17 protein-coding genes are annotated in these 16479 nt (G+C 34.7%); 9 read left to right on the top strand and 8 right to left on the bottom strand.

Annotated features, from left to right (window positions below):
• Window positions 1–44 precede the first annotated feature (44 nt).
• Window positions 45–530 carry a DUF6252 family protein gene (locus V5J73_RS13515; protein WP_338646501.1) on the bottom strand — a complete coding sequence of 162 codons (486 nt, stop codon included), beginning with the start codon at window positions 528–530 and terminating at the stop codon, window positions 45–47.
• A 200-nt stretch (window positions 531–730) separates the two neighbouring features.
• Between V5J73_RS13515 and V5J73_RS13520 the strand changes: the two genes are divergently transcribed.
• The 6 genes from V5J73_RS13520 to V5J73_RS13545 all read left to right on the top strand — a co-directional run bounded on the left by V5J73_RS13520 (window position 731) and on the right by V5J73_RS13545 (window position 5739).
• Window positions 731–1288 carry a 30S ribosomal protein S16 gene (locus V5J73_RS13520; RefSeq protein ID WP_338646502.1) on the top strand — a complete coding sequence of 186 codons (558 nt, stop codon included), beginning with the start codon at window positions 731–733 and terminating at the stop codon, window positions 1286–1288.
• Between the two features lie 15 nt (window positions 1289–1303).
• Window positions 1304–1828 (top strand): ribosome maturation factor RimM, encoded by a 525-nt coding sequence (gene rimM, locus V5J73_RS13525; RefSeq protein ID WP_099713725.1) that lies wholly within the window; start codon window positions 1304–1306, stop codon window positions 1826–1828.
• A 119-nt stretch (window positions 1829–1947) separates the two neighbouring features.
• Window positions 1948–2661 carry a tRNA1(Val) (adenine(37)-N6)-methyltransferase gene (locus V5J73_RS13530; protein WP_338646503.1) on the top strand — a complete coding sequence of 238 codons (714 nt, stop codon included), beginning with the start codon at window positions 1948–1950 and terminating at the stop codon, window positions 2659–2661.
• 236 nt (window positions 2662–2897) lie between these two features.
• Window positions 2898–4076 carry an acyl-CoA dehydrogenase family protein gene (locus V5J73_RS13535; RefSeq protein ID WP_338646504.1) on the top strand — a complete coding sequence of 393 codons (1179 nt, stop codon included), beginning with the start codon at window positions 2898–2900 and terminating at the stop codon, window positions 4074–4076.
• Window positions 4077–4167: 91 nt separating this feature from the next.
• Window positions 4168–4950: a DUF3050 domain-containing protein gene (locus tag V5J73_RS13540; RefSeq protein ID WP_338646505.1), complete on the top strand. Its 783-nt coding sequence runs from the start codon at window positions 4168–4170 to the stop codon at window positions 4948–4950.
• A gap of 63 nt (window positions 4951–5013) precedes the next feature.
• Window positions 5014–5739 carry an SGNH/GDSL hydrolase family protein gene (locus tag V5J73_RS13545; RefSeq protein WP_445236402.1) on the top strand — a complete coding sequence of 242 codons (726 nt, stop codon included), beginning with the start codon at window positions 5014–5016 and terminating at the stop codon, window positions 5737–5739.
• A gap of 36 nt (window positions 5740–5775) precedes the next feature.
• Here V5J73_RS13545 and V5J73_RS13550 read toward each other — a convergent pair whose 3' ends face one another.
• The 6 genes from V5J73_RS13550 to trmB all read right to left on the bottom strand — a co-directional run bounded on the left by V5J73_RS13550 (window position 5776) and on the right by trmB (window position 9573).
• Window positions 5776–6093, bottom strand: a complete 318-nt coding sequence (locus tag V5J73_RS13550) for a 2Fe-2S iron-sulfur cluster-binding protein (RefSeq protein WP_035668621.1) — start codon at window positions 6091–6093, stop codon at window positions 5776–5778.
• Between the two features lie 120 nt (window positions 6094–6213).
• Entirely contained in the window at window positions 6214–6453 is a 240-nt protein-coding gene (locus V5J73_RS13555; protein ID WP_091172742.1) for a NifU family protein, read from the bottom strand.
• Window positions 6454–6502: 49 nt separating this feature from the next.
• The gene (locus tag V5J73_RS13560) at window positions 6503–7630 is read right to left on the bottom strand and encodes an Mrp/NBP35 family ATP-binding protein (protein WP_338646506.1); all 1128 of its coding nucleotides are present in this window, start codon (window positions 7628–7630) and stop codon (window positions 6503–6505) included.
• A gap of 200 nt (window positions 7631–7830) precedes the next feature.
• Window positions 7831–8160: an MGMT family protein gene (locus V5J73_RS13565; protein WP_338646507.1), complete on the bottom strand. Its 330-nt coding sequence runs from the start codon at window positions 8158–8160 to the stop codon at window positions 7831–7833.
• Window positions 8161–8205: 45 nt separating this feature from the next.
• Window positions 8206–8841 (bottom strand): LysE family transporter, encoded by a 636-nt coding sequence (locus V5J73_RS13570; RefSeq protein ID WP_338646508.1) that lies wholly within the window; start codon window positions 8839–8841, stop codon window positions 8206–8208.
• 54 nt (window positions 8842–8895) lie between these two features.
• On the bottom strand, window positions 8896–9573 hold the full coding sequence (trmB, locus tag V5J73_RS13575) for a tRNA (guanosine(46)-N7)-methyltransferase TrmB (protein ID WP_338646509.1): 678 nt from the start codon (window positions 9571–9573) through the stop codon (window positions 8896–8898).
• Window positions 9574–9785: 212 nt separating this feature from the next.
• Between trmB and V5J73_RS13580 the strand changes: the two genes are divergently transcribed.
• Both V5J73_RS13580 and V5J73_RS13585 read left to right on the top strand, forming a co-directional pair.
• Window positions 9786–11387, top strand: a complete 1602-nt coding sequence (locus V5J73_RS13580) for a L,D-transpeptidase family protein (protein ID WP_338646510.1) — start codon at window positions 9786–9788, stop codon at window positions 11385–11387.
• Window positions 11388–11628: 241 nt separating this feature from the next.
• On the top strand, window positions 11629–13674 hold the full coding sequence (locus tag V5J73_RS13585) for a M13 family metallopeptidase (protein ID WP_338646511.1): 2046 nt from the start codon (window positions 11629–11631) through the stop codon (window positions 13672–13674).
• A gap of 89 nt (window positions 13675–13763) precedes the next feature.
• Here V5J73_RS13585 and V5J73_RS13590 read toward each other — a convergent pair whose 3' ends face one another.
• The gene (locus tag V5J73_RS13590; protein ID WP_338646512.1) at window positions 13764–14273 is read right to left on the bottom strand and encodes a nuclear transport factor 2 family protein; all 510 of its coding nucleotides are present in this window, start codon (window positions 14271–14273) and stop codon (window positions 13764–13766) included.
• 616 nt (window positions 14274–14889) lie between these two features.
• Between V5J73_RS13590 and V5J73_RS13595 the strand changes: the two genes are divergently transcribed.
• Window positions 14890–16470, top strand: coding sequence for a L,D-transpeptidase family protein (locus tag V5J73_RS13595; RefSeq protein WP_338646513.1), 1581 nt, complete (start codon window positions 14890–14892; stop codon window positions 16468–16470).
• The last annotated feature ends 9 nt before the right edge of the window (window positions 16471–16479 follow it).

Consider the following 16479-nt stretch of genomic DNA (forward strand, 5'->3'; position numbering starts at 1 on the left):
AATGTAAATACTCATGCTAGTTTAGCAGAGCAACTCGTTGTAGATTACTGAACAAGAGAACTAACAACGGGAACCTTATAAAAAACTCCTTGTTGGAAATTAACAAAAGGATTGGCTAAAGAGTTATCGTTTGTATTTTTTGCATTAAACTTAAAAGTACCAGTGACAGTATTATTAATAGCGTCATATTGAGTTATCACAATCTGTCCTTCTCCAATACCAAAACCCGTGGAATAAGTTACTAATCCATTAGTAGCATCAGTAACCGCATAAATAGCTTTCTTAGACTCACTGGTTCCTAAAAAATAAGTTTGAGCAACAGTAGATGTAGTTTTTAAAGACAAAGTCTCATTTGCAGTAAAAGATTCTATAAGCAACGAGCCATCAGCGCCTAAAGTTGCTTTAGATTGCACGCCTCGCCAAAAAACATTGTCCTTCATTCCTTGAAGCGAAGGATTATTAAAAGTAATATTCTCTTCACAAGAGATTAAAGAAAAAAGCATAACAATAAACAAAGTATATTTTTTCATAAAATGCATCTTTTAGAGGAACAAAAGTATAACATTAGACCTTAAAAAAATAAAATTGCGCCAAAAAATAAAAACACAGCAATACCTAAAACATTACTATTCATTAAAATACCTATTGAATTAGTATTTATCGATAAAAAATGTATCTTTGCACCCTTAATTAATCGAGGTCGAGTACCTCAAAATTTAATCACAAGATTATGTCAGTAAAAATTAGATTACAAAGACACGGTAAAAAACAAAAACCTTTTTACTGGGTTGTAGCAGCAGATGCTCGCTCAAAAAGAGATGGTAAATACCTAGAAAAAATTGGTACTTACAATCCAAATACTAACCCAGCAACTATCGAATTAAACCTTGATAGTGCAGTAAAATGGTTGCACAATGGTGCTCAACCAACTGATACTGCAAAAGCAATTCTTTCTTACAAAGGAGCTTTATTGAAACACCACCTTGATGGAGGTATCCGTAAAGGAGCTTTAACTCAAGAACAAGCTGACGCAAAATTAGCTGCTTGGTTAGAAGCTAAAGCAGGAAAAGTTGACGCTAAAAAAGAAGGATTGACTAAAGCACAAGCTGCTGACAAAGCAAAAGCTTTCAAAGCAGAACAAGAAGTTAATGCTAAACGTTTAGCTGCAGCTGCTCAAGCAGAAGCTGACGCTATCGCTGCTGCAACTCCAGCTGTTGAAGAAGTTGCTGAAGTTGAAGCTGAAGAAGCTCCTGCTGCAGAAGAAAATAACGAAACAACTGAAGCATAATTTTAGAAGGCGAAGATGCGTAAAGAAGATTGTTTCTACTTAGGTAAAATCGCTAAAAAATTTAGTTTCAAAGGGGAAGTTCTTGCCTATTTAGACACAGACGAACCTGAGTTATACGAAAACTTGGAATCAGTGTTTGTTGAATGCAACAAACACTTGGTTCCTTTTTTTATTGAAAGCAGTTCACTGCACAAAAACGACTTTCTTAGAATTCGTTTTGAAGATATGAATACCGAAGAAGATGCCGATGCTGTCATAGGCAACGACTTATATCTTCCCTTAAATATGTTGCCAAAACTTACCGGCAATAAATTCTACTTTCATGAAGTAATTGGTTTTGAAGTTGAAGACAAACGCCTTGGTATTGTTGGAAAAATTGAATCCATAAATGACACTACTGCTCAGCCATTATTTGAAGTTTTAAACGGCGATGTAGAAATTCTTATTCCTATGATTGACCATTTTCTTGTAAAAATTGACAGGGAAAATAAAAAAGTCATCATGGACTTGCCTGAAGGATTAATCGAAATGTATCTTTAGAAAAGTTTAATCGATTATTTGTTTATTCGGTTAATCGAAAAAATCGTTAATCTAAAATCAAAGTATTCAGTTGCTAAAATCTGCAATCAAAAATCGTTAATCTTCAATCTGAAATCTCTATGTCCCAATTCCGCTTTAAACAATTTTCAATCCAACAAGATCGTTGTGCCATGAAAATTGGAACAGATGGCGTTTTACTTGGTGCATGGACACCCATTGAAAACAACCCTTTTAGCATTTTAGATGTTGGAACCGGAACAGGCGTAATCGCTTTAATGCTTGCACAAAGAAGCAACGCAGAACAAATTGACGCTTTGGAAATCGACGAAGAAGCATACGAACAATCTGTACATAATTTTGAAAACTCCCCCTGGAGTGATCGCTTATTTTGTTTTCATGCCGGTTTAGACGAATTTGTAGAAGAACCAGAAGACGAGTACGATTTAATTGTTTCCAACCCTCCATTTTACACTGACGATTACAAATCCGAAAACGAGCAACGCGATTTAGCCCGTTTTGCTGACGCTATGCCTTTTGAAGATTTAATTGAAGCTGCCGCTTTACTACTTTCTGAAAACGGAATATTCGCAGTAATCATTCCTTTCAAAGAAGAAGAAAATTTCTTGGCTTTAGCCAATGAATACAAACTGCATCCAATTAAAATCACTCGCGTAAAAGGAACTCCAACTTCCGAAATAAAGCGTAGCTTACTCGCATTTACCCGAAAAGAAACTATTGATTTTCCAATTGACGAATTAATTATCGAGACTTCAAGACATCAATACACCCCGGAATATATCGAATTGACAAAAGATTTTTATTTGAAAATGTAATTCAGGATTTTACTAATCTACAGCAACCATTTCATTTAACACAAATTTCAAACAACATTTATTATTTTATTGTAAATTAGTAAGCCTCGATTTATTTTTTAAATCAAAGTTTAAAGTACCACTTATTTGATTTCGAAATTCGTCATTTTTTCTTAAAAACAAAAAAATATAACATTTGTTAATGCTTTTGTTATATTTCTTTACGTAAATTTGCATCATATAAAAATTACCTAACCATGAGACCAGATCTATTTCAAGCACCAGATTATTATAACTTAGACGATTTACTAACAGAAGAACACAAACTAGTACGTGATTCTGCCCGTGCATGGGTAAAACGTGAAGTGTCTCCTATTATAGAAGAATATGCTCAAAAAGCAGAATTCCCAAAACAAATCATTAAAGGTTTGGGTGAAATTGGCGGTTTTGGACCTTACATTCCGGAAGAATATGGTGGCGCAGGTTTAGACCAAATATCGTATGGTTTAATTATGCAGGAAATTGAACGCGGTGATTCTGGTGTTCGTTCCACTTCATCTGTACAATCTTCTTTAGTGATGTATCCAATTTGGAAATATGGGAATGAAGAACAACGCCAAAAATACTTACCTAAATTAGCTACTGGAGAATTTATGGGCTGTTTTGGATTAACAGAACCTAATTACGGCTCTGATCCAGGAAGTATGATAACCAACTTTAAAGATATGGGCGACCATTATCTATTGAATGGTGCCAAAATGTGGATTTCAAATGCACCATTTGCTGATATTGCTATTGTTTGGGCAAAAAATGAAGAAGGAAGAATTCACGGTTTAATCGTAGAGCGCGGAATGGAAGGTTTTTCTACTCCGGAAACGCATAATAAATGGTCACTTCGTGCGTCCTCAACTGGAGAATTGATTTTTGACAATGTAAAAGTACCTAAAGAGAACCTATTACCAAATAAATCTGGATTAGGAGCACCACTTGGTTGTCTTGATTCAGCGCGTTACGGAATTGCATGGGGCGCTATTGGAGCTGCGATGGATTGTTACGATACGGCGCTGCGTTACGCTAAAGAAAGAATCCAGTTTGACAAACCTATTGCAGGAACACAATTACAGCAAAAGAAATTGGCCGAAATGATCACTGAAATCACTAAAGCACAATTATTGACTTGGAGATTAGGCGTTTTAAGAAACGAAGGCAAAGCAACAACGGCTCAGATCTCAATGGCCAAAAGAAACAATGTAGACATGGCGATTCACATTGCTCGTGAAGCTAGACAAATGTTAGGCGGAATGGGAATTACAGGTGAATATTCAATCATGCGACACATGATGAATCTAGAATCCGTAATAACCTATGAAGGAACCCACGACATTCACTTACTGATTACAGGAATGGATATTACTGGAATTCCAGCCTTTAAATAGTAATCAACAACTATTAAAGTATTTATAAAATTGATCGAAAAAGCTTCTTGGAAACAAGAAGCTTTTTTATATTTACATAAAAATACCACTCATGAATATTGAAACCATCAACAATAGCATTCAGCCCCAGAAAGAACTATTGTTACAACATTCTTTATATAAAAAAGTAAAAAACATAGAGGACTTACGGTGTTTTCTTGAAAACCACGTCTACGCCGTTTGGGATTTCATGTCTTTATTAAAAGCATTACAATCTAAATTAACGTGTACAACAACTCCTTGGTTTGCTACTCAAAATCCTGAAACCAGGTATTTAATAAACGAAATAGTACTTGCCGAAGAGTCAGATTTGACAATTGATGGCCGTCGTCAAAGTCATTATGAAATGTACATTGAAGCTATGGAGGCTTGTGGCGCAAATACAACCGGAATTGAACATTTCTTATCCGAAGTAAATTCGCTAAAAAACATCTTTGTTGCTATTAAAACAAGTAACTTACACCCAAACATCAAGGCATTCCTAGACTTTACCTTTAGAGTTATTGACGAAGGTAAATCTCATGAAATTGCTGCAGCATTCACTTTTGGAAGAGAAGATCTAATCCCAAGTATGTTTACCGAAATTTTGAAAAATTTTCAAGAAAATTTCCCGGAAACTGATTTGAGCAAACTGATTTATTATTTCGAAAGACATATCGAATTAGATGCTGATGATCATGGTCCAATGGCTATGAAAATGATTACGGAGCTTTGCGGAACAGATGCTCAAAAATGGTCAGACGTAGAAGAAATTTCAATTTTAGCATTAGAGAAACGCATTGGACTTTGGGATGCTATCGAAGAAACGATACTAATGAATGTTGAATTGGCATAAAACCAATACTTTCAAATAAACGTAACTATTATTTAGAAATGAGTAACACCAATTTTTAAAATAGTGAAAAATCAATTACAAATAATAGTTGCGTTCTTTTTATTCCTTTTGGTAGCGGGCTGTAGCACTGAAAGTCCCGTTCCTAGTTCAACAATTATACCTCCACAAACTCAAACCAAATCCTACACTTATTTAGCCCTTGGAGATAGCTACACCATTGGACAGAGCGTTTGTGAAACGTGTAGATTCCCCGCACAATTATCAAAAAGCTTAGGCAATTTAAATTCGAACAATACCTATTCTTTAAAAATTATTGCACAAACCGGTTGGACTACCACCAACTTAATTTCGGCCATAAATACACAAAATCCAACTTCAAATTATGATTTAGTAACACTGCTAATAGGCGTAAACAATCAATATCAAAACAAGCCTTTTTCGTTATATGAAAAAGAATTTCCTGAATTAGTAAACAAAGCTATTGCTCTTGCAAAAGGGGATAAAACGAATGTAATTGTGGTTTCTATTCCAGATTATGCTTATACTCCTTTTGGTCAAGCATCAGGAAATCAAACAACAATTTCTACAGCAATAGATCAGTATAATACTTTTGCAAAAAAATACTGCGATGACAATACGATACTATTTATAAATATAACTGACATCACCAGACAAGGTTTGACCAATAAAAATCTAGTAGCTCAAGACGGATTACATCCTTCGGAATTAGCGTATTCTTTATTTGTAGAACGAATTGTGCCAAAAGCAGTAACTATTTTACTAAACTAAAAAATGCATCTTGTTTTAGAAACTCGATGCATTTTTTTAATTTTCTGGAGCCAGCTCCAGTTCTAATCCTTCGAGGCTTTCTGTAATTGGGATTTGGCAGCCCAAACGACTGTTTGATTTTACGTAAAATGCTTCTGATAGCATGGCTTCCTCATCATCGCCCATTTCTGGTAAAGCCACATCATTAAGAACATAACATTGACAAGAAGCACACATGGCCATTCCGCCACAAGTTCCTTCTACAGGAAGTTCATAGGCTTTACATAATTCCATGATATTCATAGCCATATCTGTAGGAGCTTGTAATTCATGCACTACTCCTTCTCTATCTTTAATTTTTATTAATACATCCATAAATCAGTTGTGAGTTATAAGTTATGAGTTTCGTAGAGGCAACGGCAAGACCAGTCCTTTTAAGACAAAAGCACACTACTTAAGTAGTTTTTTTTCTTAAAAGGAACAAATCATAAGCCTTTACAGGATATTTACAACAGTTTCAATTTGGGGAGCAAACTTTTTAATGGTAGTTTCCACACCTGCTCTTAGCGTCATTTGATTCACACTACAACTCGTGCATGCCCCTTCTAGACGCACTTTTACGTGTTTGTCGTCTTCGATGGAAATTAGTGTAATATCACCACCGTCAGAATTCAAAAAAGGTCTGATTTCTTCCAGTGCTTTTTGAACTTCTACTAATAATTCTTCTGTTGTCATTTTCTTTATTTAAAGATTGAAAGATTAGAAAATTGAAAGATTCTAATTTTTATTTTTTTACTGCTGAACAACCGGCCATAGTTGTAATTTTCACAGCTTCAGTGGCAGGTAAACTTTCGTTTCTACGGACTACTTCTTGAACTACATTTCTAGTAATTCCTTCGAAAACTGTTTCAATAATAGAACCCGTTTGCATTGCTGCTGGACGACCGTAATCTCCTGCTTCACGTATGGATTGTACGATTGGCACTTCGCCTAGAAATGGAACTTCTAGGTCTTCTGCAAGATTTCTAGCTCCTTCTTTTCCAAAGATATAGTACTTATTTTCAGGTAATTCTTCTGGTGTGAAATACGCCATATTTTCAATAATTCCTAAAACAGGAACATTTATAGCTTCTGACATGAACATAGAAACTCCTTTTTTGGCATCGGCCAAAGCTACTGCTTGTGGAGTACTTACTATTACAACACCCGTAATAGGCAATGATTGCACGATAGAAAGGTGAATATCACCTGTTCCCGGTGGCAAATCGACTAACATAAAATCTAATTCTCCCCAGTCTGCATCAAAAATCATTTGGTTCAACGCTTTAGAAGCCATAGGTCCTCTCCAGATTACTGCTTGACTTGGCGCTGTAAAAAATCCTATAGATAACATTTTTACTTCGTAGCTTTCAACAGGTTTCATTTTTGATTTCCCATCAACCGTTACTGAGATTGGTTTTTCATTTTCTACGTCAAACATGATTGGCATAGATGGTCCGTAAATATCAGCATCTAGGATTCCTACTGAAAAACCCATTTTTGCTAGTGATACCGCTAAGTTTGCAGTCACAGTAGATTTCCCAACTCCTCCTTTACCAGAGGCAACACCTATAATGTTTTTTATTCCTGGAATTGATTTTCCTTTTATTTCTGGCTTGTCTGGGACGTCAACTTTACTATTGATTTTTATTTTAGCTTCAGGAGAAACTAATTCAAGAATTGCTTTTTTGATATCGTCTTCAGCACGTTTTTTAATATGCATTGCTGGTGTGTGTAATACTAAATCTACTACAACCTCATCGCCAAAAGTAATCACATTTGCTATTGCGCCACTTTCAACCATATTTTTCCCTTCTCCAGCTATAGTAATCGTTTCTAAGGCTTTAAGAATGTCTTTTCTATCTAATTTCATTTTTAGTTAACTTTTTTCTATTGGCATTTTAGCGCCAGAATATTATCTTTATTTAAACTGATTTCAGATTACAAAGATACTATGAAAAGTTCTTATTATAAAGGATTTGTATTGCATTTATTGATGAAGAAATTGAGCGCGATTATTAGCGAAATTATTCTTTTGACTCTAAAAAACTTACAGTAACGAACCGAAAAAGGTCACTCAATACGAACCTGAGGTGTCCAAAAATGTTCTTCAAAATCCATGATTTGATTATCAACAACAGTTATTCCCTCGTTTTCCAGTAATTGCTGCATGAGATTAGTTCCGTCAAAATGAAGTTTTCCAGTCAACAATCCTTTTCGATTGACCACCCGATGCGCTGGAACATCTTCAAGATTATGCGAGGCATTCATTGCCCAGCCCACCATTCTAGCAGAGCGAGCCGTTCCTAAAGCTTTTGCTATGGCGCCATACGAGGTGACTTTTCCGTAAGGAATTTGTCTTGCAATTTCATATACACGTTCGAAAAAATTATCGTTTGCCATGGGTTACAAAATCAGATATTTCGGAATTTTAATTCGGCTTAAATACTACACCAAATAATATCGAATAATATTAATCAATGTGATTAAAGCGATCAAACCTGTTATACTTCCTATGATTGTGTTCATGTTTTTCATCATATAATCCGTTTTGCCTTCTATTTTCTGGAAGAAAGTGATGTATAAATAAAAAACTAGAAAAGAACCTAATACCACTCCTGTTACAAAAATAAAAACATGAGAAATATCAAAAACAAACAATTTATAGGAAGCCAAAGTAACACTTACAAAAACATAATACGGAATAGGGAAAAAATTAAGTCCCGAAAGCAACATTCCGAGAAAAAAACGGGTAGATGTACTTTTCTTTTTAATTTTTCCTTTTTTAGCCTTTGGCTTTTTGGCGATCAGCAAAAAATAAATAGTCAATACAGAGAAGATGACAAATCCCACCTCTCGCAATAAAACAATCACATCTGGTCTACCATCAATATATCTAGCAAACAATATGGCTAGTGTAGCTTGGCAAAAAATTACAATTACTGCTCCTAAAACAAACCAATAAGCGCTTGTCTTACCTTCTCTCATATTCACTTTGGCAGCCGTCATATTGATTAATCCCGGAGGTGTAATCCCTACAAAAGCAGTAACAAAACCCAAAAATAAGGAAGTAATTAAATTCATAGACAAGATTCAAATATTCAAAAAAGAGAAATTATTACAGATATAAATGTAAACTTATTCTTTAATTTTAAATCGAATATACGTAATTGCTTTGTTAACTTCCAAATATTGTTTTTCATAAAAAGTTTGAAATGCAGTCACTTCCTCCGGACTTCCTTCATTAACATACACATTGTGATTCGCATATAAAACTTCGTGCCCTTCCCCGTGTAACAATCCTAAAGTATAACCATGCATGAACTCGCTATCTGTTTTCAAGTTTACAACGCCGTCTTTTTTGAGAATTTTTTTATACAACTGCAAAAACTCAGAATTCGTCATTCGGTGCTTCGTACGTTTGTATTTGATTTGTGGATCTGGAAAAGTAATCCAGATTTCGTCCACCTCGTTTTCAGCAAAAATATGATTGATTAATTCAATTTGAGTTCTGATAAAAGCTACATTGTGCAATCCAGTCTCCACAGCTGTCTTTGCACCACGCCAAAAACGCGCTCCTTTGATGTCGATTCCTACAAAGTTTTTATTTGGATATCTTTCGGCAAGTCCTACTGAATATTCTCCTTTTCCACAGCCTAATTCCAATACTAATGGATTATCATTTTTGAAGAATTCCGAATTCCATTTGCCTTTAAGCGGAAATAAATCTCCTACTACCTCTTCTCTCGTTGGTTGAAAAACGTTAGTAAATGTTTCGTTTTCCTTGAACCTTTTTAATTTATTTTTGCTTCCCACTTTTTTAGAATATTTTTACTTCGTACCGTTCGACCAATAGGCCTCAGGTGGCAAAATTAAGGAAATATATAAGACTGAACAGCCTAGAAGCAAAAAAATGAAAAAACGTTTTGAAAATTAGAGTAATGCTAAACCGTTCAACTCTTAACATCCTTGTTAATTCACTTTTAAACCATGCATTATTTCTTTATCTTTATATAAATAACCATGCTATGAAAAACTTTGTTTTATCCATCGCAGTTCTATTATTTGGTTTTTTACTTGCCTTTGCTTACCGTAATACCAACACAACGGTTGACGAAACTTCCCTTGTCTATACTTTATCAAAATATTCCATTAATAAAGCTACTACACAAATTGACAGCACTTTTATTCCTGTGTTTTTTAAAAAATATCCCAATCTAAAAAAATACCAATCCGATGTAAAAGCGCTCTATAAAAAACGAAATTACACTTCAATTTGGTTTGACAAAAAAGGTCTGATTGAATTTGCCAACTTATTATATTCAAAGGTTAATCAGCTAGAAGAAGAAGGTTTAAAATCTCGAATAGCCTATAAAGAAAAAATTGATGCTGTATTTAATAGTTCTCATTCAGATTTATCACAGATTGAAACTGAACTTATGCTGTCCTACATGTATCTTTTTTATGCTAAAAAAGTATTCCGGGGAATCGATACTGAAAAAATAGAAGAAATGGGATGGTTTTTACCGCGAAAGAATCTATCCTATGAAGATCTTTTAGACTCTTTATTGGTATATCCTAAATTACTCGGAAAAAATGAACAAGAACTTTTTGGACAATATTACAAACTGCGCGACGTATTAAAAAGATACCGCCAAATAGAAAAAAACAATGATTGGAATCCCATAGTAATAGATTCTTTAGAAAAAATATTCAAACCAAAGGACAGCTCAAAAACCATTGGCCAAATAAGACAGCGACTTGTCGTTATAGGTGATTTAAAACAAGACTCTAAAAGCAACATATATGACGAGGAATTAATGGCTGCCATATTGAATTACAAAAAAAGAAATGGCTATAAAATGGATTATCTCATTGCAGCCAAACACATTCAACGCATGAATATACCCATCGAGAAACACATCAAAACTATAGTAGCAAACATGGAACGCTGTCGATGGATTAGCCCAAATCTCACAAAATCAAAAGAATATATCATTATAAACATTCCATCTTACAAACTCTTTTATAAAAAAGATGGAGTGCCTATATTAGAATCAAAAGTGCTTGTGGGTAAAAACATGACCGAAACGGTTGTTCTCAGCAGTAATATAACTAAAATAGTATTTAGCCCTTATTGGAATATCCCCAAAAGTATCATTGAAAACGAACTCAAGGACGCTATCGCACGGGACGAAAATTACCTAGAAAAACACAATATCGAATGGAACAAAGGGAATGCCAGACAAAAACCAGGACCCAAGAACTCTTTAGGATTGGTTAAGTTTGTCTTTCCAAACTCTGATGCTATTTATTTACACGATACGCCGTCCAAAGATTTATTTCAATACGAATATCGAGCTTACAGTCATGGTTGTATTAATATCGAAAAAGCCAAAGAACTAGCTTTTTTAATTTTAAAAGACGATCCAGACTGGCCTACAGAACGCATCAATGAAGCTATGAAAGGTGAAAAAGAAACGCCTTATATCCTAAAAAAGAAAATTCCAATTCACATCGGTTATTTCACCGCTTGGGTCAATGATGCTGGAGAAATAAGTTTTTACAACGACATCTACTTAAGAGACGACCGCTTAGCAGAACTCCTATTCTCTGATGATTCTAAGTAAATGTATTCTTTCTATGTAATGTTTTTATCATGGCATCTGATAAGAATGCATTTACTTTTTATAAATTACAAAGCTTGTGGCTCTTTAACATTTATCTATTTTGTTAAAAAAACTATCCAAATCAGTAAAATCAATGGATGAAGTCTTTTTATTAAAACTATTTTATTTTAAGTGTTTACTAATCAATTTATTATAAAAACGTTGCTTTTTTTAATTACATTTATATTCTAAAATCCAACTTATGAAACCAAAACAATATCCAATTAAAACACAACTCCTGTTGGTATCGTCCATTTTGTTGCTAGGCGCGTTTAACTCTTCTGAAAATCCAGACCCGCTCCTTTCCGGAATCAACAAGGAAAACATGGATATATCCACCAAACCAGGTGACAATTTTGACACCTATGTCAACGGAACCTGGAAAAAAAACACTAAAATACCAGATGACAAAGCCTCTTATGGTGCTGGTTATATGGTTTATGAAAAATCGCAAGAAGACGTAAAAGCGATTATCGAAGCTTCCTCCAAAGGTGATTTTGCACCTGGTTCCGATGAACAAAAAATTGGAGATTTCTATGATGCCTACATGGATATTAAAATGAGAGATCAAAAAGGAATTAGCCCCTTACTTCCTGAATTCAAAAAAATTGATGCAATAAACAACTACACTGATCTAGCTGCGTATTTTGGATATGCCAATAAATCTGGAAGCAACATTCCTTTTTCAGTTTCGGTTATGGAAGATTTAAAAGATCCAACGCAATACATGCTTATTTCTTGGCAAGGTGGTTTAGGATTACCCGAAAGAGAATATTACTCTCTTGAAGATGCCAAGTCTAAGGAAATTCAAAAAAAATATGTAATCCATATTGAGAAGATGCTACAACTAGGCGGAATAGCCAATGCTCCTGATTTATCCAAAAAAATCATGGCATTAGAGTCTGTTTTGGCGGCCCAACACATGAAAAAAGAACAAACCCGAGAGATCGTGAAACTGTACAATAAATATGCTATTAAAGATTTGAACCAACTCATGCCTGATTTTAACTGGGCTAGCATGTTACAGAATGCCGGAATTATAAACCAGCAAAACATCGTTGTTGCACAAGTTGATTACATTAAATCGCTCAACACCATCATAAAAACAACACCTTTAACCACTTGGAAAGCCTACCTGAAATGGAACGCCATTCATGGATCGGCAACATCATTGAACACCGCTTTAGACAATGAGAATTTTGACTTCTATGGCAAGACTCTTAACGGAGTACAAGTACAACAATCGTTATGGAGAAGAGGTGTTGATAGAGTAAACAATAGTCTTGGTGAAATCGTTGGAAAAGTATATGTGAAAAAACACTTCTCTCCTGAAGCCAAAGTACAAGTGACACTTTTAGTTAAAAATCTTCTTAAAGCCTACGGGGAAAGCATAAAAAATCTTGACTGGATGAGTCCAGAAACTAAAAAACAAGCCTTAGACAAGCTATCTAAATTTACCCCAAAAATTGGTTATCCTGACAAATGGAGAGATTATTCAACCTTGAAAGTCGTAAAAGGTGACTTGTACGGAAATCAACAAAAAGCGACCACTTTTGAATACAACAGACAAATTAATAAGTTAGGAAAACCTGTTGACAGAACTGAATGGGGAATGACTCCACAAACTGTAAACGCATATTACAATCCTCCACTTAATGAAATCGTATTTCCTGCAGCTATATTACAACCTCCATTCTTTGATATAAAAGTAGAAAACGCAGCAAACTATGGCGGAATTGGGGCTGTAATTGGCCATGAGATAGGCCATGGTTTTGACGATCAAGGAAGCACCTTTGATGGAGATGGAGTGTTGCGCAATTGGTGGACACCGGAAGATTTAACTGCTTTCAAACAAAAAACGGGCGCATTAGTAGCGCAGTACAACATGTTCAAAGCATTTCCTGACCTTAGTGTAAATGGTGAATTTACGCAAGGAGAAAACATAGGCGATTTAGGTGGATTATCAATTGCCTTAAAAGCTTACAAGATGAGTCTGGAAGGAAAAGAATCGCCAGTTTTAGATGGTTTCACCGGTGAACAACGCGTGTTATTAAGCTGGGGACAATGTTGGTTAGATAAAACTCGTGATGAAGCTTTGCGAAATCAAATCGCTACTGATCCTCATTCTCCGGCAAAATTCAGAGTTAATGGTGTAGTCCGAAATATTCCTGAGTTTTATACTGCTTTCAACATACAGCCTACCGATTCCTTGTATCTGGCTCCAGAGAAAAGAGTCAAAATCTGGTAATCATAGGATTTAAAGCTAATAAAAAACCTCTGTTTAAACAGAGGTTTTTTTTATGTAAAAAATAATCCGACAGGTACTATTAAATAAATTTATTGTTTTGATTTTAATGTTTTTATCAGCTCATCTTCCAAGAATGATTTGACTTTTACAACTTCATTCGAGCTATCATTTGGAATCGTCATGGACAAGACGTACTGTTTTATTTTCCACTCTTGACCTATTTTCACTAAAACGCCTGACCCACGGCAAATTTTCATTTGAGTATTCAACAATTCGTCAAACCAAGCTAATTTACCCGTTTCATCAAAATAAATATGGCGTTCCAAAGATGTAAAATTCCATGCTTTTCCTTTATCAAAATGTGGTTTTGCATACGCTTGAAAAGCGATTTTGTTCCAATTCTCCGTCGCATCAGTACCAATAAAAACAGCGTCAGCTGTCATTAAATCGAAATAATTGTTATAGTTAGCTTCCGCTGCGGCTTTATGCCAAGCATCGAGTGTCGCATTGACATTTGCTTTTGAAACAGTTTGATTCTCCATCATGCTTTTGCATCCAGATAAAGTTACAACGACAAGAACAGCTAGTATTTTTTTCATATTGTTGGGTATTTATTCATAGTTTTTATTCCATCTAATTTTATTTTTCATTCTACATTAATTGCCAGTACAGACTATATAATTCCTTTATTACGCTTTTCAGTCCTTTCAATCTCATAAGAAAACAAAATCTAAAGCAGTAACATACTCCTAAAATGATTTCTGCATCCTCATTTCTGTTTGAAATAAAGATAGCATAAAAACATACGGTTACGAAATTAATCCTATAAAACTAGCTTTTCTATAAACTGAATTTCGATTTCAAATCAAAACCACAAGTTCAAAAAAAAATGCAAAATGACCCCAAAATACGAGAATAGTACCCTTCAAAACTTTTGAAGTAAAAACTTAGAAAATTCCTCTAAATTCTTTCATAATTTTTGGATTTAGACGTTCCTATTTGATTCAAGACTCAGCTTTAAAATCAAAACAAAATTTACAACTCATTAACTACCAGATTTTTAAAAATTTATTACTTTCATTCTTGGCAGTTCAAAGTAGAATTTTGCTCATAGACCACATTAATCTGGGAAACCAACGGCGGTAATACATATTGAGTTTTGATGTATTTTTGTCTTGCTTTAGACAGAAAGATTTAAGATTTAAAGTTCGAATTATGAGAAAGTTACATTACCCACTATCACTTGTTGTTTTTATACTGCTTTTTACCATCGCTTCTTGTAAAAAGAAAGAGACACCTCTTGCTGCCAATACTGAAACCAGTTTAAATACAATAGAAGTTGCGTTTGATAGCACCCAAATTAAAACCTTCTTTGGAAAATATCCAAAACTACAACCTTACCAAGTAGAGGTTGAAAAATTATACCGCAAGCATCAGTTTCATTACATCTGGTTTGACAAGGATGGCCTTAACGAATTTGCTGGTTTGTTGTACAATAAGATAAATAATTTGAGCAAGGAAGGTCTAGAAACCGTGATTCCGTACAAGGAAAAACTGGATAACATCTATGACAATCCTGAAGAAAATCAAAAAGCAACTATTGACACTGAATTGTTGAGTTCAGCATTATACTTTTTTTATGCTGACAAAGTATATGATGGTATCGACGCTCAAAAAACGAAAGATTTAGGTTGGTTTTTGCCACGAAAAAAGCAATCGTATGTCAATTATTTAGATTCGTTGTTAATCGACCCTTCGTTAATTCAAAAAGAAGAAAAAGGAGTATTAAAACAATATTATCTATTAAAAGAAGTCTTGCAACAGTACCGCAAAATAGAAAAAAATGGAGGATGGAAATCCATTGCTATTGACACAACAATCAAATCGTATAAACCTGGTGACAGTGCAACGGCAATTGCACAAATCAGAACCCGTCTTTTTATCACCGACGATATTTCCCGAGATTCTAAAAGTGCCGTATATGATGATGAATTGGCCACTGGAATTTTAAAATTCAAAAAGAGAAGCGGTAATCTCCTCAACAAAACAATTCTGCCAGAACATATCAAGTACATGAATGTTTCTGTTGCAGATCGCATCAAAACCATTATGGTAAACATGGAACGTTGTCGTTGGATTTCTAATGACATTACCAAATCAAAAGAATTGATTGTAGTAAATATTCCAGCTTATGAACTAACTTTTTTTAGAGATGGAAAACCAGAATTACGATCCAAGGTAGTCGTGGGAAAAGCCATGCACAAAACGGTAATTTTTAGTGCGCCGATGAAATACATCGTATTCCGACCGTATTGGAATGTACCCACCAGTATTTTGAAGAGAGAGATTCTTCCTGCCATTGAAAAGAATCCAAATTACCTCGCCGAGCACAATATGGAATGGAAGGACGGCAATGTAAGACAAAGACCTGGTCCAGAAAATTCATTGGGATTAGTCAAGTTTTTATTCCCTAATTCAAATGCAATTTATTTGCATGATACCCCATCCAAAAGTTTATTCGGGAAAGAAGATCGCGCTTTTAGCCACGGATGTATTCGTGTGGCCAAGCCAAGAGAACTCGCAGCCATGATTATGAAAAATGATCCAAAATGGAATCCTGAAAAAATCGAGACCAAGATGAATAGTGGAGACGAATATTGGTACACTTTAAAAAATAAAATTCCAGTCTATATTGGTTATTTCACCGCTTGGGTAGATACTGAAGGCGTAGTTCATTTCTATGAAGATGTTTATAAAAGAGACGAAGCATTAGCAACTTTACTTTTTGACAAATAAAAGACACTC

This window comes from Flavobacterium sp. KS-LB2 (assembly GCF_036895565.1).
In the GTDB taxonomy this organism is placed as follows: Bacteria; Bacteroidota; Bacteroidia; order Flavobacteriales; family Flavobacteriaceae; genus Flavobacterium.